Annotated in this window: 19 protein-coding genes; 14 read left to right on the top strand and 5 right to left on the bottom strand. The window is 72.5% G+C overall.

Annotation, left to right across the window (positions count from 1 at the left end; all coding sequences use genetic code 11):
• Positions 1 to 7: 7 nt before the first annotated feature.
• The 3 genes from ACWEGE_RS30855 (at position 8) to ACWEGE_RS30845 (ending at position 2,537) form a co-directional block, all read left to right on the top strand.
• Entirely contained in the window at positions 8 to 772 is a 765-nt protein-coding gene (locus ACWEGE_RS30855) for an isocitrate lyase/PEP mutase family protein (RefSeq protein ID WP_449663957.1), read from the top strand.
• Positions 773 to 814: 42 nt separating this feature from the next.
• Positions 815 to 1,828 carry an aminotransferase class V-fold PLP-dependent enzyme gene (locus ACWEGE_RS30850; protein WP_449663956.1) on the top strand — a complete coding sequence of 338 codons (1,014 nt, stop codon included), beginning with the start codon at positions 815 to 817 and terminating at the stop codon, positions 1,826 to 1,828.
• 112 nt (positions 1,829 to 1,940) lie between these two features.
• Entirely contained in the window at positions 1,941 to 2,537 is a 597-nt protein-coding gene (locus tag ACWEGE_RS30845) for a hypothetical protein (protein ID WP_449664094.1), read from the top strand.
• A gap of 161 nt (positions 2,538 to 2,698) precedes the next feature.
• Here ACWEGE_RS30845 and ACWEGE_RS30840 read toward each other — a convergent pair whose 3' ends face one another.
• Positions 2,699 to 3,634, bottom strand: coding sequence for a ferritin-like domain-containing protein (locus ACWEGE_RS30840; RefSeq protein ID WP_449663955.1), 936 nt, complete (start codon positions 3,632 to 3,634; stop codon positions 2,699 to 2,701).
• A 118-nt stretch (positions 3,635 to 3,752) separates the two neighbouring features.
• On the opposite strand from ACWEGE_RS30840, the gene rimP reads away from it, so the two are divergent.
• The 7 genes from rimP to ACWEGE_RS30805 all read left to right on the top strand — a co-directional run bounded on the left by rimP (position 3,753) and on the right by ACWEGE_RS30805 (position 10,529).
• On the top strand, positions 3,753 to 4,286 hold the full coding sequence (gene rimP, locus ACWEGE_RS30835) for a ribosome maturation factor RimP (RefSeq protein ID WP_449663954.1): 534 nt from the start codon (positions 3,753 to 3,755) through the stop codon (positions 4,284 to 4,286).
• Complete coding sequence (gene nusA, locus ACWEGE_RS30830; protein ID WP_043785288.1) at positions 4,283 to 5,329, top strand: transcription termination factor NusA; 1,047 nt, start codon at positions 4,283 to 4,285, stop codon at positions 5,327 to 5,329. The genes rimP and nusA overlap by 4 nt, the downstream gene beginning before the upstream one ends.
• Positions 5,330 to 5,406: 77 nt before the next feature.
• Positions 5,407 to 5,736 carry a YlxR family protein gene (locus tag ACWEGE_RS30825; protein WP_449663953.1) on the top strand — a complete coding sequence of 110 codons (330 nt, stop codon included), beginning with the start codon at positions 5,407 to 5,409 and terminating at the stop codon, positions 5,734 to 5,736.
• Positions 5,737 to 5,814: 78 nt separating this feature from the next.
• Complete coding sequence (infB, locus tag ACWEGE_RS30820) at positions 5,815 to 8,829, top strand: translation initiation factor IF-2 (protein ID WP_449663952.1); 3,015 nt, start codon at positions 5,815 to 5,817, stop codon at positions 8,827 to 8,829.
• 73 nt (positions 8,830 to 8,902) lie between these two features.
• Positions 8,903 to 9,196 carry a DUF503 domain-containing protein gene (locus ACWEGE_RS30815; protein ID WP_003083991.1) on the top strand — a complete coding sequence of 98 codons (294 nt, stop codon included), beginning with the start codon at positions 8,903 to 8,905 and terminating at the stop codon, positions 9,194 to 9,196.
• Positions 9,197 to 9,215: 19 nt separating this feature from the next.
• Positions 9,216 to 9,707, top strand: coding sequence for a 30S ribosome-binding factor RbfA (rbfA, locus tag ACWEGE_RS30810; RefSeq protein WP_449663951.1), 492 nt, complete (start codon positions 9,216 to 9,218; stop codon positions 9,705 to 9,707).
• Positions 9,708 to 9,710: 3 nt separating this feature from the next.
• Positions 9,711 to 10,529, top strand: a complete 819-nt coding sequence (locus ACWEGE_RS30805) for an alpha/beta hydrolase (protein ID WP_449663950.1) — start codon at positions 9,711 to 9,713, stop codon at positions 10,527 to 10,529.
• Position 10,530: 1 nt separating this feature from the next.
• Here ACWEGE_RS30805 and ACWEGE_RS30800 read toward each other — a convergent pair whose 3' ends face one another.
• Genes ACWEGE_RS30800 through ACWEGE_RS30790 form a run of 3 tightly spaced genes read right to left on the bottom strand, consistent with a single transcriptional unit; the run spans position 10,531 to position 12,792 of the window.
• A complete protein-coding gene (locus tag ACWEGE_RS30800) occupies positions 10,531 to 11,613 on the bottom strand; it encodes a hypothetical protein (protein WP_449663949.1) in 1,083 nt (360 codons plus the stop codon).
• Between the two features lie 25 nt (positions 11,614 to 11,638).
• Complete coding sequence (locus tag ACWEGE_RS30795; protein WP_449663948.1) at positions 11,639 to 12,256, bottom strand: class I SAM-dependent methyltransferase; 618 nt, start codon at positions 12,254 to 12,256, stop codon at positions 11,639 to 11,641.
• Positions 12,253 to 12,792, bottom strand: coding sequence for a TetR/AcrR family transcriptional regulator (locus tag ACWEGE_RS30790; protein ID WP_449663947.1), 540 nt, complete (start codon positions 12,790 to 12,792; stop codon positions 12,253 to 12,255). The genes ACWEGE_RS30795 and ACWEGE_RS30790 overlap by 4 nt, the downstream gene beginning before the upstream one ends.
• 154 nt (positions 12,793 to 12,946) lie before the next feature.
• Between ACWEGE_RS30790 and ACWEGE_RS30785 the strand changes: the two genes are divergently transcribed.
• A complete protein-coding gene (locus tag ACWEGE_RS30785; protein ID WP_449663946.1) occupies positions 12,947 to 13,177 on the top strand; it encodes a hypothetical protein in 231 nt (76 codons plus the stop codon).
• 17 nt (positions 13,178 to 13,194) lie between these two features.
• Positions 13,195 to 14,340, top strand: a complete 1,146-nt coding sequence (locus ACWEGE_RS30780) for an SPFH domain-containing protein (RefSeq protein WP_449663945.1) — start codon at positions 13,195 to 13,197, stop codon at positions 14,338 to 14,340.
• A gap of 12 nt (positions 14,341 to 14,352) precedes the next feature.
• Here ACWEGE_RS30780 and ACWEGE_RS30775 read toward each other — a convergent pair whose 3' ends face one another.
• Positions 14,353 to 15,384 (bottom strand): TRM11 family SAM-dependent methyltransferase, encoded by a 1,032-nt coding sequence (locus ACWEGE_RS30775; RefSeq protein ID WP_449663944.1) that lies wholly within the window; start codon positions 15,382 to 15,384, stop codon positions 14,353 to 14,355.
• 25 nt (positions 15,385 to 15,409) lie between these two features.
• Here ACWEGE_RS30775 and ACWEGE_RS30770 point away from each other — a divergent pair, with 25 nt between their 5' ends.
• Both ACWEGE_RS30770 and ACWEGE_RS30765 read left to right on the top strand, forming a co-directional pair.
• Positions 15,410 to 16,399, top strand: coding sequence for a DHH family phosphoesterase (locus tag ACWEGE_RS30770; protein ID WP_449663943.1), 990 nt, complete (start codon positions 15,410 to 15,412; stop codon positions 16,397 to 16,399).
• A gap of 82 nt (positions 16,400 to 16,481) precedes the next feature.
• Positions 16,482 to 17,801 carry an MATE family efflux transporter gene (locus ACWEGE_RS30765; RefSeq protein WP_449664093.1) on the top strand — a complete coding sequence of 440 codons (1,320 nt, stop codon included), beginning with the start codon at positions 16,482 to 16,484 and terminating at the stop codon, positions 17,799 to 17,801.
• The last annotated feature ends 167 nt before the right edge of the window (positions 17,802 to 17,968 follow it).

The following is a 17,968-nucleotide window of genomic DNA, read 5'->3' as shown; positions in this document are numbered from 1 at the left end:
TCGGACCATGGACGAATTCCGTGCCCTGCACGTCCCCGGCTCGCCGCTGCTGCTGCCCAACGCGTGGGAGTTCGGCGTCGGCGCCTTCCTCGCCGCGCAGGGCTTCCGCGCACTGGGCACGACCAGCCTCGGCGTCTCCGCGGCGGCGGGGGAGCCCGACGGCGCCCCGTCGACGCGCGACGCGACCGTCGCACTCGCCACCCGCCTGGCGCGGCTGGACGTGCTCGTCAGCGTCGACGTCGCCGACGGCTTCAGCGCGGACCCGGCCGCCGTCGCCGATCTCGCGGCCGAGCTGGCCGGCGCGGGCGCGGTGGGCGTCAACCTCGAAGACGGCCGGGCCGACGGCTCGCTCGCCCCGGTCGACGTCCAGTGCGCCCTGGTCACGGCGGTGAAGGACCGGGTGCCCGGCCTGTTCGTCAACGCCCGGACCGACACGCACTGGTCGGGCGACCGCTCGCTCGCCGAAGCCGAACGGCGGGTGCGGGCGTACGCGGCGGCGGGCGCGGACGGCGTCTTCGTGCCCGGTCTCGCCGAGCCGGACGGCGTCGAGCGGATCGTCGCCGTCGGCGTGCCGCTCAACCTGCTGTTCCTGCCCGGGAAGGGCACCCTGGCCGGGCTGGCGGAGCTGGGCGTCGCGCGGGTCAGCCTGGGGTCGCTGCCGTACCGGGTGGCGCTCGCCGCCGCGACCGCGACCGCGCTGGCCGTGCGCGACGGCCGTGACCTGCCGCTGACGCCGCCCTCCTACGCCGACGTCACGGCGCTGCTGCCGTAAATCGGGTGAGCCGGCCCGGCCCGATCTGCTTGGCTCGGGGGCATGCGTGCCTTCGGAACCGAGTTCGCCGCCCCGCCCGGATACCTGAACACGCCCAGCGTGGGCGTCCCGCCCGCACCGGTGGCCGAAGCCGTGGCCGGCTCGGTGGAACGGTGGCGGACCGGGGCGACCCGGCCGGGGGAGTTCGACGAGTACGTCTCGCGGGCGCGGGCCGCGTTCGCGCGGCTGGTCGGCGTCGAACCCGGGCGCGTCGCGAGCGGTGCGTCGGTCTCGCAGCTCGTCGCGAACGTCGCCGCCGCGCTGCCCGCCGGCACGCGCGTGCTCGCCGCGGAAGGCGACTTCACCAGCGTGACCTTCCCCTTCGCGGCGAACCCCGGTGTCACCGTGACCGAGGTGCCCCTGGACGTGCTGCCGTCGCGGGTCGAGGGCCACGACGTCGTCGCGGTGAGCGTCGTCCAGTCCGCCGACGGCCGGATCGCCGACCTCCCGGCGCTGCGGGCCGCGGCCGAAGCCGCCGGGGCGGCCGTGCTGCTCGACGCGACCCAGGCGGTCGGCTGGCTGCCGCTGGACCTCGGCTGGGCGGACTGGGTGGCCGGGGCGGGCTACAAGTGGCTCTGCGCGCCGCGCGGCAGCGCGTGGCTCGCGGTGCGGCCGGACGCCCAGGAGCGCACCCGCGCGGTCGCGGCGAACTGGTACGCGGGGGAGGACCCGTGGGCCACCGTCTACGGCCTCCCGCTGCGCCTGGCCGCGGACGCCCGCGCGTTCGACCTCTCACCCGTCTGGCTGGCCCAGGTCGGCTCCGCCGTGGCACTGGAGTACTTCGCCGGCCTGGACCTCGCCCAGGTCCGGGCGCACGACACCGGCCTCGCCGACACGTTGCTGGAGAAGCTCGGGCGGCCGCCGCGCGGCACCGCGATCGTGGCGCTCGACGCGGACCCGGAGCGGGTGGCCGCGGCGGGCGTCGTGTCGAGCGTCCGCGGCGGCCGGGTGCGGGTGGGCTTCCACCTCTACAACACGCTTGACGACGTCGAACGCCTCTTACCCGCATTCGAGTGAACCGCCGGGGGAGGGTGAACTACCGTATGCACCCGTGGTTGGTGCGCATTTCACCCCAGGCCCGTCCGACACGGCCCCGCTGGGCGCGGTGCCCCCGCAGCCCCGCCCGCCCGTGCCGGGACCGCCGGCTCGCGACAACCGGTCCGTGCTCCTCAAGGGCGCCGGACTGGTCGCGATCGCCGTCGTCTCCGGGCTGCTGTGGTTCCTGATCCGGCACGACTCGACCCCGGACAAGCCGGTCGCGCAGCCCCCGGCGCAGAACACCGGGCAGTTCAAGTTCACCAAGGTCGCCGGGCCGGAGAAGTCCGACGACTGCGTCGCGAAGTCCTACACCAAGACCAAGGAGTTCTTCCAGGACAACCCGTGCCGGTCGCTGGTCCGCGCGCTGTACACGACGGAGTCGGGCGGGGCGAAGGCACTGGTGTCCGTGGTGGTGGTCGGCATGCCGGACTCGGCGAAGGCGAAGGCGCTCAAGGCGCTGACCGAGAAGGACGGCACCGGCAACGTCACCGACATGGTGAAGGACAAGACGTTCACCGGCGCCGGCGCCCCGAGCGTGAGCAGCGATGACGCGGCGTACGCGTCGAAGGTCGAGGGCACGGACACGACGATCGTGCTGGCCGACTTCTACGCCAAGCACCAGGACAAGGACCTGATCGAGTCGATCGCCGACGACGCGCTCCGCCTCTCGGCCGACCTCCACCCCTGACCCGCCCCAAGCGCCCCGATGTGGTCTTCGGTGCGTTGAACCAGCACTGCGGCGCGAAGCGCCTCCATTGAGGGTGGTGGTGGGGGCATGGATGGAGCGCCCAAGGCGGCCGTCGGTGCGCTGGACGCAACCAAGGCCGCCTTGGGGCGCTTGAGCCGGGGTCAGCTCGACTGGCCGGGCATCGCGATCGCGACCGGCTTCGCGCCGGCCTCGGAGCGCCACGGCGTGCCTCGCCGCGAAGCCGCGACCAACGCGTGCAGCGCCGTGGTCCGCAGGCCCGCGTCGTCGGTGTGGTCGATCACCGCGAGCCACGCCGCCGCGCAGTCCGCTTCGGCCGTCGCCACCACCTGGGACGCCGACTTCGCGTCCGTCACCGGGTTCTTCGGCACGTACGCCGCCTCGGGTGCCACCGGGGTCGCCCCGGCCGCCGAGAGCGTCGTCTGCAGGTAGTCGCGGCGCAGGGCGTGTTCGGCCGCGCCGCTCTTCTCCGCGTCGCCGAATTCGCCCGGCAGGAACGCGCTGACCAGTCCGTACACCCACACGGCCGCGTGCTCGGCCGCCAGCGCCACCTGCAGCGGGTCCACCGCCTCCGGCGGCACCGCGCCGGCCGGGGCGGTGCCCACCTTCGGGGCGTCCTCGCCCGGACCCAGCGCCGGGGCGGTGCGCTGCAGCGCCGCGCAGCCCGCCGCCACCGCGGCGACCAGCCCGGCGCGGTAGCGCGGCAACCCGCCGACGAGGTCTTCGGCCTGCTTGCGCGCCGTCGCCAGCCGCTCCTTCAGGCCGCCCAGCGCCGCAGGGGCAGGCGGCGCCGGTGCCGGTGTCGGCTTGGGCCGGTTCAAGCGGTCCACTTCGGACTTGAGGGCGGCCGCGTGTGCCGCGCGCGCATCGGCCAGCTGGCCGGCGACGTCGGCGTCCGCGCCCTTGGCCAGCGCTCGTGCCGCGTCGGCGTCGGCCTGGGCGGCGGCCAGCAGCGGCTGCAGCGGGTCGGGGCTTTCGTCGTAGCCGGGCCCGCAGGCGGCGAGGGGGACGGCCAGCGCGGCCAGCGCCCCCGCGCGGAGGGCGGTACGACGGGTCAGCTCGGTCGGTCTTCCGGTCACGCCGCCCCATCCTGCCAGGCCCCGGGGCGGCCCCGCCGCTCGCGCGGGGTGAGCGGGCGACCGGATAAGCTGGTCCACCACCGACCCGACCACCCAGCCCGAGCAAGGAGACCCCCACGTGCCAGGAGAACTCGCCAGCCGGCTTCAGCCGATAGTGGCCGAAGCCGTCACCGCCGCGGGTTTCGACCTCGATTCGTTCGAGGTGCAGCAGGCCGGCCGGCGGCAGCTGGTCAAGGTCGTCGTCGACGCCGACGACGGTGTCGGGCTGGACGAGGTCGCCGAGGTCAGCCGCAAGGTCTCGGCGGCGCTCGACGAGAACGACCACGTGCTGGCGAGCGCCTACACGCTGGAGGTCACCTCGCCGGGGCTCGACCGCCCGCTCACCCAGCAGCGGCACTGGCGGCGCGCGCGGTTCCGGTTGGTCAAGGTCACCCCGGCCGACGGCGCGGCCTTCATCGGCCGGGTCGGCCACGCGGGCGAGCACGCTGCCCGCGTCCTCGAAGGCGGCAAGATCCGCGACGTCCGCTACGCCGACGTGGCGAAGGCGGTCGTGGAGATCGAGTTCAAGCAGCCGCCCGCCGAGGACCTGAAACTGCTCGAAGACGACGCGTCCGGCTTGATCGCGGCCGAGACGGAGAAGGGGTCGAAGTGAACGTCGACATCGCCGCGCTGCGGGCGATCGAACGGGACAAGGACATCCCCTTCGAAACGGTGATCGAGGCCATCGAGACGGCCTTGCTCACCGCGTACAAGCACACCGAGGGCCACCAGCCGCACGCCCGCATCGACATCGACCGCAAGACGGGCCTGGTGCGCGTGCTCGCGCACACGCTGACCCACGACGGCCAGGTCGACGAGGAGTGGGACGACACCCCGGAGGGCTTCGGCCGGATCGCCGCCACCACCGCGCGCCAGGTCATCCTGCAGCGGCTGCGCGACGCCGAGCACGAGAAGACCTTCGGCGAGTTCTCCACCAAGGAGGGCGAGATCGTCGCCGGCGTCATCCAGCGCGACGCCCGGGCGAACGCGCGCGGCATGGTCGTCGTCCAGGTGGGTGACACCGAGGGCGTGCTGCCCTCCGGCGAGCAGGTCGCCGGGGAGTCCTACGAGCACGGCAGCCGGATCAAGGCGTACGTGGTCACGGTCTCGCGCAGCAACCGCGGCCCGCAGATCACGCTCTCGCGCTCGCACCCGAACCTGGTGCGCAAGCTGTTCGCGCTCGAGGTGCCGGAGATCGCCGACGGCACGGTCGAGATCGCCGCCGTGGCGCGCGAGCCCGGGCACCGCACGAAGATCGCGGTCAAGTCCACCGTGCCGGGCGTCAACGCCAAGGGTGCCTGCATCGGCCCGGTCGGCGCGCGGGTGCGCAACGTGATGAGCGAGCTGGCCGGCGAGAAGATCGACATCATCGACTACTCCGAGGATCCCGCTCGGTTCGTCGGGAATGCCCTCTCGCCCGCGAAGGTTGTTTCGGTACGAGTCGTGGACGAGCGGGCGAAGACCGCCCGTGTCGTGGTGCCGGACTTCCAGCTGTCGCTGGCGATCGGCAAGGAGGGCCAGAACGCCCGCCTCGCCGCCCGCCTGACCGGCTGGCGGATCGACATCCGCAGCGACGCCGCACCGGCGGACGACGAGGGTGATCAAGACCACGCCCGTCCGCCGCGGCCCGCCGCGACAACCGGTTCGGCTGAGTGAAGGTCGAAGCGCTAGACTCAGGAGTGGTTCGAAGCCCGCGGCGGGTAGCCGAGCACCAGCCCCACCGGAATTCCCCGGTGCGGACTTGTGTCGGCTGCAAGCGGCGGGCATTGATCGGTGAGCTGCTGCGCGTGGTCGCGGTGGCCGGGCGGGTGGTCGTCGACGAGCGTCGGCGGCTGCCGGGCCGGGGGGCTTGGCTGCACCCCGACCCGGACTGCCTGGCCAAGGCCGAGCGGCGGCGAGCTTTCCCGAGGGCCCTGCGGGCTCCCGGGGCGCTCGACGCCCGCGAGGTCCGCGAGTACGTCGGGCGCACTGAAGCACCACGAACCCAGCACCACGAACCCGGGACGTCCCCGGGGTCGCGAGGAAGCAAGGAAGCAGGTCGACCCGTCATGAGTCAGCCGTGAAGCTGAAGCCATGAGCGTCAGACAATAAGGACGAGGTCAGCGGGTTTTCCGCCTGGCCTCCCCTAGATGAGGAGAGTTGTGCCAGGCAAGGCCCGCGTACACGAGCTCGCGAAGGAGCTCGGCATCACCAGCAAGGACGTGCTCGCGAAGTTGAAGGAACAGGGCGAGTTCGTCAAGTCCGCGTCGTCCACGGTCGAGGCGCCCGTCGCCCGTCGTCTCCGCGACGCGTATGCGCCCAAGGGCGCCAAGAAGCCCACCCCCGGCCCGTCGGCGCGCCCCGGCCCGCCGGCCGCCAAGCCCGGGCCCGCCGCCCCGAAGCCCCCCGCGCCTGCCCAGCAGGCTCCGGCGGCCCAGGCGGCGCCCGCTCCGGCTGTGTCGGCTACGTCGGCTCCGGCGGCACCCCAGCAGCAGGCGCCCGCGGCGGCGAAGCCGGCCACCCCGGGGCAGCGCCCCGGTCCGCGGCCCGGCCCGCGTCAGCAGCCCGCTGCGCCCGCACCCCAGCAGCAGGTCCCGGCCGCGAAAGCGGACGCGCCCGCCGCTCCCAAGCAGGACACCCCGGCCACGCCCCCTGTGTCCTCCTCGGGCGGCACCGGTTCGGTCGTCCCGCCGAAGCCGCAGGGCCCCAAGCCCGGCGGTCCCAAGCCCGGCCCGCGCACCCCGCGCGTCGGCAACAACCCGTTCGGCGTCGGTTCCGGCGCCCCGGCCCCGCGTCCGCAGGCTCCGCGCCCCGGTGGCGGCCAGGGCGGCGACAACCGGCCCCCGCGTCCCGGCGGTGGCGCCGGCGGTGACCGTCCGGCCCCGCGGCCGGGCGGTGGCGCCGGTGGCAACCGGCCGAGCCCGGGCAACATGCCCCCGCGGCCGAACCCCGGCATGATGCCGGGCCGCACGCAGCGTCCCGCCGGTCCCGGTGGCGGCGCCCGCGGTGGCCCCGGTGGCGGTGCCCGTGGCGGCCCCGGCGGCGGCGGTCGTCCCGGTGGCGGCGGCGGTTTCCGCGGCGGTCCCGGTGGCGGTGGCGGCGGCGGTGGCTTCCGCGGCGGCCCCGGTGGCGGCGGCGGTGGCGGCGGCTTCCGCCCGGGTGGCGGCGGTCCCGGTGGGGGCGGCGCCCCGGCCGGTGGCGGCGGCTTCCGCGGTGGCGGCGGCGGTCGTGGCGGCCCCGGTGGCCGTGGCGGTACCGCGGGTGCCTTCGGGCGTCCCGGTGGTCCCTCGCGCAAGGGCCGCAAGTCGAAGCGGCAGAAGCGCCAGGAGTACATGGACAACATGCAGGCGCCCAGCGTCGGCGGCGTCCGCCTGCCCAAGGGCCAGGGCGAGACGATCCGGCTGCCGCGCGGTGCCTCGCTGACCGACTTCGCCGAGAAGATCGACGCCAACCCGGCTTCGCTGGTGCAGGTGCTCTTCCACCTCGGCGAGATGGTCACCGCGACGCAGTCCGTGTCGGACGACATCCTCGAGCTGCTCGGCGGCGAAATGAACTACAACGTTCAGGTCGTCAGCCCCGAGGAGGAGGACCGCGAACTCCTGGAGACCTTCGACATCACGTATGGCGAAGACTCCGGCGAGGAAGAGGACCTGCAGGTCCGGCCGCCCGTCGTGACCATCATGGGTCACGTCGACCACGGTAAGACCCGCCTGCTCGACACGATCCGGAAGACGAAGGTCCGCGAGAGCGAGGCCGGCGGCATCACGCAGCACATCGGTGCGTACCAGATCGAGACCGAGCTCGACGGCAACCCGCGGCTGATCACCTTCATCGACACCCCGGGTCACGAGGCGTTCACCGCCATGCGTGCCCGTGGTGCGAACTCGACCGACATCGCGGTGATCGTGGTGGCGGCCGACGACGGTGTGATGCCGCAGACGGTCGAGGCGATCAACCACGCGCAGGCCGCCAAGGCCCCGATCGTGGTCGCGATCAACAAGATCGACAAGGAAGGCGCGAACCCGGACAAGATCCGGCAGCAGCTGACCGAGTACGGCCTGGTCGCCGAGGAGTACGGCGGCGACACGATGTTCGTCGAGATCTCCGCGCGGCAGAACATCAACATCGACGGCCTGCTCGAGGCGATCCTGCTGACCGCCGACGCCGCTCTGGACCTCCGGGCCAACCCGGACATGGAGGCCCAGGGTGTCGCGATCGAGGCGCACCTCGACCGCGGCCGCGGCCCGGTGGCCACCGTCCTGGTCCAGCGCGGCACGCTGCGCGTCGGTGACTCGGTCGTGGCGGGTGACGCCTACGGCCGCGTCCGCCGGATGGTCGACGAGCACAACGTCGACGTCACCGAGGCGCTGCCGTCGCGGCCCGTCCAGGTCATCGGCTTCACGTCGGTGCCGGGCGCGGGTGACACCTTCCTGGTGGTCGACGAGGACCGCGTCGCCCGGCAGATCGCCGAGCGCCGGTCGGCTCGCACGCGCAACGCGCTCAACGCGTCGCGCCGCAAGCGGGTCAGCCTCGAGGACCTCGACTCCGCCTTGAAGGAGACGAACAGCCTCAACCTGATCATCAAGGGTGACAACTCGGGTACGGTCGAGGCCCTCGAAGCCTCGCTGCTCCAGCTGGACGTCGGCGACGAGGTCGAGCTGAACGTGGTCCACCGCGGTGTCGGTGGCGTGACCGAGTCGGACATCGACCTGGCGACCGCGTCCGACGCGATCGTCCTCGGGTTCAACGTCCGCGCCCAGGGCAAGGCGACCGAGCGGGCCACCCGCGAGGGCGTCGACGTCCGGTACTACACGGTCATCTACCAGGCGATCGACGAGATCGAGCAGGCCCTCAAGGGCATGCTCAAGCCGGAGTACGAAGAGGTCGAGCTGGGCCGCGCGGAGGTCCGCGAGGTCTTCAAGTCCTCCAAGATCGGCACGATCGCGGGTTGCCTGGTCATGTCCGGCGAGATCCGGCGCAACGCCCGGGCCCGTCTGCTCCGCGACGGCACCGTCGTGGCGGAGAACCTGCCGATCAGCTCGCTGCGGCGGTTCAAGGACGACGTGGTCGAGGTCCGCGAGGGCTACGAGTGCGGTCTGACGCTCGGTTCGTACGGCGACATCAAGGTCGACGACATCATCGAGACGTACGAGCAGCGCGAGAAGCCGCGTTCCTGATGTTCGGGGCCGGGTGCGTGCGGGAAACCCCGCGCGCACCCGGCGCTTCCCTACTACACACCAAAATTTGCCTATGTTCGTCGGAGCTCTCGAGCTCGACATCCTGCTCGGCGACGTCCATTCGCTGAAGCAGAAGCGATCCGTGGTCCGTCCGGTGCTGGCCGAGGTGCGCAAGCGCTTCGCCGTATCGGTGGCCGAAGCCGGGCACACCGACCTGCACCGCCGGACCCTCATCGGGGTGGCCGTGGTGGCCGAAGGTGGCGAGCACGTCCGGGACGTGCTCGACTCGTGTGAGCGGTACGTGGCGAGCCGGCCGGAGTTCGAACTGCTCTCCGCCCGCCGCCGGCTGCTCGGTCCAGACGATTAGATCTTCCTAGGAGAACGACATGGCTGATCCGGCTCGGGCTCGCAAGCTCGCGAAGCGGATCTCGCAGATCGTGGCGTCCGCGATCGAACACGAGGTCAAGGACCCCCGGCTGGACTACGTGACCATCACGGACACGAAGGTCACCGGCGACCTGCACGACGCCACGGTGTACTACACGGTCCTCGGCGAGAAGCTGGACTCCGTCCCGGACTTCGCCGGCGCGGCGGCCGCGCTCGAATCGGCGCGCGGTGTGCTGCGCACGAAGGTCGGGCAGGGCACCGGCGTCCGCTACACCCCGACGCTGACCTTCGTCGCCGACACGATTCCCGAGGAGTCGAAGCGGATCGAGGACCTGCTGGCCAAGGCCCGTGAGGCCGACGCCGAGGTCGCCCGCCGCGCGACGGGCGCCCAGCACGCGGGCGACGCCGACCCGTACAAGGCCCCTCGCGAAGCCGAAGACGCCGAAGACTCCGCAGACGACGAGTTCGCGGAGGAGGAGAGCCGGGGCTGACCCGTGCTCTCCCGCCGCGGCTTGCTCGCCGGCAGTGCCTTGGCGCTGCTGGCGGGCTGCTCGCCGTCCGAGCCTCCGCCCGGACCCCCTCCGGTACCCGCGCCGACCCGGCCGTCGGGCGTGACCGAGCCGGTCACGGTCCAGCGCATGCGCTCGGCGGCCCGCGGCACCGACGTCGACCTGGTGCTGATCACCCCGTCCGGGGTGCCGGCCGCGGGGTTGCCGGTGTGCCTGGCCCTGCACGGCCGCGGCGCCCGGGCCCGGACGTTCCTCTCCCTCGGTGTCCCCGACGTCCTGACGGCGGCGGTCCGCGCCGGAACCCCGCCCTTCGCCATCGCGGCCCTCGACGGCGACCACTACTGGGTGAAAACCGACGGCCCGGACGACCCGCAGCGCATGCTCACCGACGAAGTCCCGGCCTGGCTGGCGGCCCGCGACCTGCGCCCGCCGTCGGCGGTGTTCGGCATTTCGATGGGCGGCTTCGGAGCGTTGCGGTTCGCCCGGGCGCACCCGGACCTGAAGGCGGTGGCCACGGCGAGCGCGGCGTTGTTCGTCAGCTGGCCGGACGCCCGCAGCCGCAAGGTGTTCGCGGACGAGGCGAACTGGCGGGACTCCGAGCCCTTGCTGCACACGGCAGAGCTGCGCCCCACCGGCCTCGGCGTGTGGTGCGGCGAGTCGGACCCGTTCCTGGGTGCGGACCGCAAGCTGGTGAAGGCCGTGAACCCGCAGGTGTCCCGCTTCTCGCCGGGCAAGCACGACGACGAGTACTGGCGGGGAGCACTGCCGGAGATCGTGAAGTTCGTGGGGGAGCGCCTGTCGTGACCTAAGCGACCATCGCGAACGCCCCGTAGTACTCACCCTCCTGCGTCCGGGTCCCGCTCCGGTCAGGGCTGACCTCGGCACCCACCCAGCCCTGGAACGTCCCCGAGTCGTCGATCACCTGCAGCATCGGCCGCACGTGGCTGTTCAGCAGGTAGCACCCGTCGTAAGACAGGCACTCGCACCAGAACTCGTAGCTGTTGCGCCGGCCGCCGAAGTCGCCGGTCAGGTAGTAGAACCGGCGGTCGCCCGTGTCGGCCAGCTTCTGCACGCACGCCGCGTAGCCGGGGGTGCTCGGTGTTCCGCAGCAGGACGCCGCGTCGCAGCCCGCTTTCTTCTGGACGTACCCGAGGCACGAACCGTCCGTGCAGGCGTTCCACGTGGGGCCCACGGTGAAGCTGCCCGCCGACCCGCGGGCCACGGTGGTGATCTTCTTGTTGTTCCAGCTCTGCGCCTCGTACACGTACGAACGCTGCGTCGCCCGGAGCGTGCTCATCGACGCCTTGCTGGTCTGGGCCAGCGAGGCGTTGCTGCCGTAGGCGTAACCACCGGTGATCGAGTACGTGTCGCCGACCAGCTGCATCCGGCCCAGGCCCGGGTGCAGCTCCGACACCGCCCAGGTCTCGCCGAGGTTCACCGCGGTCGTCGAGCCGTTGATCGTGCTGCTCGTCCAGGTGATCGCCACCTGGCCGGACGTCGAGTCGTAGTTGTACGTGCCGGTGAAGTGGCCGTTCGGGTCGCCGGTGAACCCGGGCGCGGTCTTGATCGGGCAGTTGTTACGCGGGTTGGTGCCCGGCTGGAACTCGCCGCAGTAGTAGACGTCCCCGCTGCTCACCGGGACGGGGTAGTCACGCTGGCTCCAGGTCCAGAAGTTGTGCTGGACGGCGTTGCTCGACGGGTCGAACACCAGGTAGCCGAGCCGCAGGTAGTTGCTGCCGACGGCGTCGGTGAACCCGGCGACGCTGACCACCCAGTTCTGCTTGCCCAGCGGCGTCGGCGCGGCGTGCGCGGCGGACGCGCAGAACACCAGCGTCGAGAGGACAACAGTCACGAACACGCCGAACCGGCGGAAAACCCCCATCTTCATGGATGGAGCGTAACTCACCAACGACTCAGCGTGAAGCGAAGAGAATCGCCTGGGCGACCTCGGCCCCGGGGTTCAGCAGCCACTCCGCGTCCACGGTGAACCCGGCCTCCCGCACCCGCCGCGCCAGCCACCACGGCTGCCGCAGGTGGACGTCGACCCGCATCGGGTGCCCGCCGTAGCCCGAGGTCTTCCGCCGCGTCCCCACGCCGACGTGGTAGCCGATCACCAGCAGGCCACCCGGCCGCAGCACGCGGTGGAAGTGGCCCAGCGCGACCGGCACCGCCTCGTCCGGGACGTGGATCAGCGACCAGAACGCCAGCACCCCCGCCATGGACGCGTCGCCGAGCGGGAGGTCCGTCATCGACCCCACCTCGAACCGCAGTTCCGGGTGGGCGCGCCGGGCCAGGTTCACCATTTCGGGTGACAGGTCGATGCCGGACGCGTCGACGCCCAGCGAAGCCAGGTGCGCCGTGAACTGCCCGGGCCCGCAGCCGACGTCGACCGCCGGGCCGTCGACCTCCGCCGCGAACAACGCCAGTGCCGCCCGCATGTACGGCTGCTTCTCGAGTGCGTCGGCCACGAACTCGGCGTAGCTCGAAGCCACCGTGTCGTAGGAGGTGGCCGTGTCGGCGAGCCAGCTCACGGGCGCAGACCGTCGAGCACCAGGGCGATCCCGTGCCGCCAGTCCTGTGCCGCCGCGGCCGCCGCGAACACCACCGCGAAGTCCACGAGCGCGAAGTCCGGGCGCAGCACGCCCGCGTCCTGGGCGCGCGAGACCACCCGCTGCATCCGGGAACCGTTGGCCTGCTTGGCTTTTTCCAGCCCGGACGCCGGGTCGAACGTCCGCGAGCACACCTCGGTGAAGCCGCGGTCGGAGACCTGCATCCGCACCGAACGCTCGACGAACAGGACGAAACCGGCCCACGGGTCCTCGCACGCGAGGGCCTCCTCGAGCACGGCCTCGGCTTCCTGCAGCGCCGGCAGGAACGCGGCCTCGACGAGGTCGGCCCGCGTCGGGAACCGGTTGTAGAGGGTGCCGATCGCGACCTCGGCGCGCCGGGCGATCTCGTCGAGCGGGGCGTCGACCCCCTTGGCGCCGAAGACTTCCCGCGCCGCCGCGACGAGCGCTTCCCGGTTGCGCCGGGCGTCCGCACGCAGGGGACGCTGCTCGACGCTCACGAACCGGAGTATAGCCGCGTACGCCTGAGCGGCCCGCCTGGTTGCCTCCTGATCGGAACCTCACAGTGCCCGCTTCGCGCGTCCGCCGGGAGCACAATGGTGGGTGGCGGGGGTCACCCCGCACCGAGACGGCCACCGAGGGGAGGTCGGCACCGTGCACTCCGATCTCTCCCCGTCCGGCCGCACCGGAGTCCTCCTGGTCGGCACCCGCGGGCAGCGGGGCCCCGGGGAGGTGCTGATCAGGATCAGGGGTGGCCTGGAAACCTTCCTTGCCTGGTCCGACACGGAGCTGCCGAAGGGCACGACCGTCCTGGTCGTGGAATCCCGGGGACGGCGCACGGTCGACGTCGTGGCGTGGGACGCCTCGGATCCCATTTCTGAGTGATTTCCAAAGGACAGCCGATGTTCGGTTACCGCGTGCCCGCTCCCAACGAGGCGATGCTGATCTCCGGGGGCAAGAGCAGCAAGGGCGCGTCGCCGTTCCGGGTCGTCACCGGCCACGGTGCGTTCGTCATGCCGGTTTTCCGGAAAGTCCGGTTCCTCACCCTCGCCATGTGCGAGGCGGAGGTGACCGAAGTGTGCGTGACCAAGCAGGCCATCGCCCTGACGGTGCGGGCGGTGATCGCGTTCAAGGTCGGCAACGACACCGAAAGCATCGTCAACGCCGGCCAGCGGTTCCTCTCCGACCAGGACCAGATGTCCGTGCTGACCGGCCGGATCTTCGCCGGGCACCTGCGGTCCATCATCGGGTCGATGACCGTCGAGGAGATCATCACCGAGCGGCAGAAGCTCGCCACCGAGGTGCTGGACGGCTCGGCGGTGGAGATGGCGAAGATCGGCCTGACCGTCGACGCGCTGCAGATCCAGTCGATCGACGACATGAAGCTCGGCTACATCGCCGCGATGGCCGCGCCGCACAACGCCGCCATCCAGCGGGACGCGCAGATCGCCCAGGCCGTGGCGAACCAGACCGCGGCCGAAGCCGAGCAGAAGTCGCAGCGGACGCAGGCCGAGTACGCCCGGCAGACGTCGATCGTGCAGGCGCAGTACCGCGCCGAGGTCGAAGCGGCGCAGGCCGAGGCCGCCCAGGCCGGCCCGCTCGCGCAGGCGAAGGCGCAGCAGGAGGTCATCGACGCGCGGACCGAGCTGGCCCAGCGCGAAGCCGAGCTGCGGCAGCAGCAGCTGGTCGCCGAGGTGATCAAGCCGGCCGACGCCGAGGCCGAGCGGATCCGCATCCTGGCGGTCGCCGAGGCGGAGAAGATGCGCATCCAGGCAGAGGCGGCCGCGTCGCACAACCGGGTCGCGCTCGACCGGATGCTGATCGACCAGCTGCCGCAGATCGTCAAGGAAGCCGGCCGGGGCCTGTCGGGGGCGAACGTCAACATCCTCAACGGTGCCGACGGCCTCGGCGAGATGGCCGCCGGGCTCGTCGGCCAGGGACTGTCCATTCTGGACTCGGTGAAGCGCGGCCTGAGCACGCCGCCCTCGCCCGCTCCCGCGGTGGCGCCGGTGGAGAACGGTCAGGCCCCGGCGGAGCTCACCCAGTAGGGCGGTGCCGGCTCAGGACGCCGGTTTCGCCGCGACGACCAGGTCGCGCAGGATGGCCTGGTCGACGCGGTGGGCGAACTCCTCCCACGGCCCGCCTTCGCGGACGTCCAGCCCGGCCTTCCGGAGCACCGCGACCAGCTCCTCCCGCGGCAGCACGGTCGTGTTCCAGGAGATCCCGAGCGCGCCGCCGGGCTTCAGCACCCGGGTCCACACCGGAACGGCCGCCGCGAGCAGGTCGCGCGGGCTGCGCTGCAACCCCGCCTCGCGGTGGCTCCCGTGCTGGACGCCGTACGGCGCGTCGGTGACGATCACGTCGCAGGAGTTCGCCCGCAGCACCTCGTCGGTCGTCAGCGTGTCGGCGTTGAAGTAGGTCAGCTTGCGCGTGTCGCCCGCTTTGTACGCTTCCTTGCCGAACGCGTACTCGATGTCGAGCCGGCGGCCGAGGCGGACCTTGTTGCGCCGCAGCTGGCCCGACTCGGCAGTGTGCTTCACGCGCTTGTTCCGCAGCCAGGTCTTGATGAACGCCTCGTACGCCTCGAAGTCCTTCGCGTCGACGTCCAGGCCGGTCGCGTGCAGGCCGTACATCATCGCCTGGTTCAGCGTGGTGCCGCGGCCGCACAGCGGGTCGAGCAGGTACTTCGGCCGGTCCGAGAACGGGTCCGCCGTCGCCAGCAGCGTCACGTTCACCAGCAGCTTGGTGAACAGCTCGTTCGTCTTGCCCGCGTACTTCTGGATGGTCAGCAGGTCCGAGTCGGCCTTGGCCAGCGGTGTCACGGGCACCGGGCGGAGGACGCCGTCACCCAGCTCGAACAGCGCGTACAACGACGAGACGTTCGACAGGAGCGCGAGATCGGCCTCGCCGAGCGGCGCCGAGCTGGTGAACCGGACGTAACCGACGCCACCGAGCTCGACCTCCTCGATCGCGGACAGCTCGGCCGCCAGGCCCGCGCCGAACACCGCCAGCTCGGCGCGCAGCAGCGCGGGGGAGGAGGCGGCGTAGACCCGGTTGGCCGACGGGTAGACCAGCATCGCGTACTCAGGCATCCCGCAGAGCGTAGCGTGACGCACTGTGACCCCTACTTCGGCGCAGGACATCCGGGACGCGGCGGCCCTGCTCGCGGCGGCCGGCGACGTGACGATCCTCGGCCACGTGCGGCCGGACGCGGACGCGCTGGGCAGCGCCCTCGCCCTCGGCCGGGCGCTGCTCCGGCGCGGCGCGAAGGTGCGTGTCTCCTTCGGCGAGCCCGACGAGGCCCCGGAGACGCTCCGCTGGCTCGACGAAGACGGCCTGCTGACGCACCCGGACGCCCTCCCGGACGCCGACGGCCTGCTCGTCTGCGTCGACACGCCGACGCCGAAGCGGCTGGGCCGGCTCGCCGGGCGCGTCGAGCTCGCCGGGGCGGTGCTGGTGATCGACCACCACGCGACGAACACCTTCTACGGCACCTGCCACGTCGTCGACGAGCGCGCCGAGGCCAGCGCGGTGCTCGTCTTCCGGGTCCTGGAGGCACTGGGCACCGAGCTGGACGAGCCGATCGCGCGCGGGCTGTACGCGGGGATCGTCACCGACACGAGCGGGTTCCGCCGGGCGAGCCCGGAGACGCACCGGATGGCGGCCCGGCTGCTGGAAGCGGGCGCCGACGCGGAGGCGATCGTGCGCCGGATCGTCGACGAGCGCCCGTTCTCGTGGCTGCCGATGCTGTCGGCGGTGCTGCGCGAGGCCCGGCTGGAGCCGGAAGCCGCGCAGGGCCGGGGTTTCGTGTACGCGGTGGTGTCCGCCGAAGCCGCGCGGACGGTGCGCGGCGAGGAGGTCGAGTCGGTCATCGACGTCGTCCGCTCGGTGCGCGAGGCGGCCGTCGCGGCGGTGCTCAAACAGGACCCGGCGCAGCCCGGGCAGTGGCAGATCTCGTTGCGCAGCACCGGGATCGACGTCTCGGCGGTGGCGGCGGAGTTTGGCGGCGGCGGGCACCGGCAGGCCGCGGGCTGCACCATCGCGGGCTCGGCTCCGGACGTCGTCGCCGGCCTGCGCGACGCCTTGGAGCGGGCGCCGCTGTTGTAGCGCGTCGGAGGGCGGGGCCGGAAAGTTCCCGGGTTCCCGCCGGTCAGAACTGTCGGTGGCGGCGGTTAGAGTCCGGTTCGTGGTGAATGTGGAGGAGACCGAGCGGGTCCCGGCGAAGCGCGTGCTGGGCCTGGCCGTGCCCGCGCTGGGGGTGCTGGCCGCCGAGCCGCTGTACGTGCTGGTCGACACCGCGGTGGTCGGTCACCTCGACGCGCTGTCGCTGGCCGGGCTCGCGCTCGGCGGCGTCGTGCTGGCCCAGGTGTCGAGCCAGCTGACGTTCCTGTCCTACGGCACGACGTCCCGCACCGCCCGGCTGCACGGCGCCGGCCGCCGGGCCGACGCGGTGCGCGAAGGCGTGCAGGCGACGTGGCTGGCGGTGTTCGTCGGGCTCGTCGTGCTGGCCGCGGGGCAACTCCTGGCCTGGCCGATCGCGCGGGTGCTTTCGGGCAGCGACGAGATCGCGTCCGCCGCGGTGTCCTGGCTGCGGATCGCCCTGTTCGGGGCGCCGCTGATCCTGGTCACCATGGCGGGCAACGGCTGGATGCGCGGGGTGCAGGACGCCGCGAAGCCGTTGCGGTACGTGCTGGCGGGCAACGGGATCTCGGCCGTGCTGTGCCCGGTCCTCGTCTACTGGGCCGGGCTGGGGCTGGAGGGTTCGGCGATCGCGAACGTCGCCGCGCAGGTGATCTCGGCGTCGTTGTTCTTCTGGGCGCTGGTGAAGGAGAAGGCCGGGCTGCGGCCGGACTTCAAGGTGATGCGCGCCCAGCTCGGCCTGGGCCGCGACCTGGTGCTGCGCAGCCTGGCGTTCCAGGCGTGCTTCGTCTCGGCGGCGGCCGTCGCGGCCCGGACGTCGACCGAGGCGGTCGGGGCCCACCAGGTGGTGCTGCAGCTGTGGACGTTCCTGGCGCTGGTGCTGGACTCGGTGGCGATCGCCGCGCAGTCGCTGGTCGGGGCGGCCCTGGGGGCGAACTCGGCCCGGCAGGCGCGCGGGGTGGCGTCGCAGATCACCGGGTACGGCCTGCTGATGGGCTGCTTCCTCGGTGTGCTGTTCGCGGCGCTGTCGTGGGTGCTGCCGCACGCGTTCACGTCCGACCCGGGCGTGCTGGCGGAGATCCCGCACGCGTGGTGGTTCTTCGTGGCGTTGCAGCCGATCGCGGGCGTGGTCTTCGCCCTGGACGGCGTCCTGCTGGGAGCGGGCGACGCAGCCTTCCTCCGCAACGCGACGCTCGGCAGCGCGGCGTTGGGCTTCCTCCCGCTGATCTGGGCGTCCCTCGGCTTCGGCTGGGGCCTCACGGGCATCTGGACCGGCCTCTCCCTCTTCATGCTCCTGCGCCTGGCCGCGGTCCTGGCCCGCTGGCGTTCCGGAAACTGGGCGGTGACCGGCGCCACCCGCCCCACGTGACGTGCGCCAACGGGAATCACCCGTGTGGAGTTGCCCCGGTGAGGCGGACACGGGGTTTTAGGCAGCTGAGGTTTGAGCGTAGTGGTTGGTTCGGGTTTCGGTTGGGGTGTGGTGGCCGACTGTGGAGTGCAGTCGGTGGTGGTTGTAGTAGCGCAGCCAGGTGAACA

The organism is Amycolatopsis sp. NPDC004747, assembly GCF_053601335.1.
The sequence above is the reverse complement of the archived record's forward strand: the minus strand, read 5'-3'. Positions and strand labels throughout refer to the sequence as shown.

Coding starts and splice junctions, on each gene's coding strand:
- rbfA (WP_449663951.1), top strand. CDS start 9,216: ATGGCTGATCCGGCTCGGGCTCGCAAGCTCGCGAAGCGGATCTCGCAG.
- ACWEGE_RS30850 (WP_449663956.1), top strand. CDS start 815: ATGCGTGCCTTCGGAACCGAGTTCGCCGCCCCGCCCGGATACCTGAAC.
- ACWEGE_RS30780 (WP_449663945.1), top strand. CDS start 13,195: ATGTTCGGTTACCGCGTGCCCGCTCCCAACGAGGCGATGCTGATCTCC.
- ACWEGE_RS30815 (WP_003083991.1), top strand. CDS start 8,903: ATGTTCGTCGGAGCTCTCGAGCTCGACATCCTGCTCGGCGACGTCCAT.
- ACWEGE_RS30775 (WP_449663944.1), bottom strand. CDS start 15,384: ATGCCTGAGTACGCGATGCTGGTCTACCCGTCGGCCAACCGGGTCTAC.
- ACWEGE_RS30800 (WP_449663949.1), bottom strand. CDS start 11,613: ATGAAGATGGGGGTTTTCCGCCGGTTCGGCGTGTTCGTGACTGTTGTC.
- ACWEGE_RS30855 (WP_449663957.1), top strand. CDS start 8: ATGGACGAATTCCGTGCCCTGCACGTCCCCGGCTCGCCGCTGCTGCTG.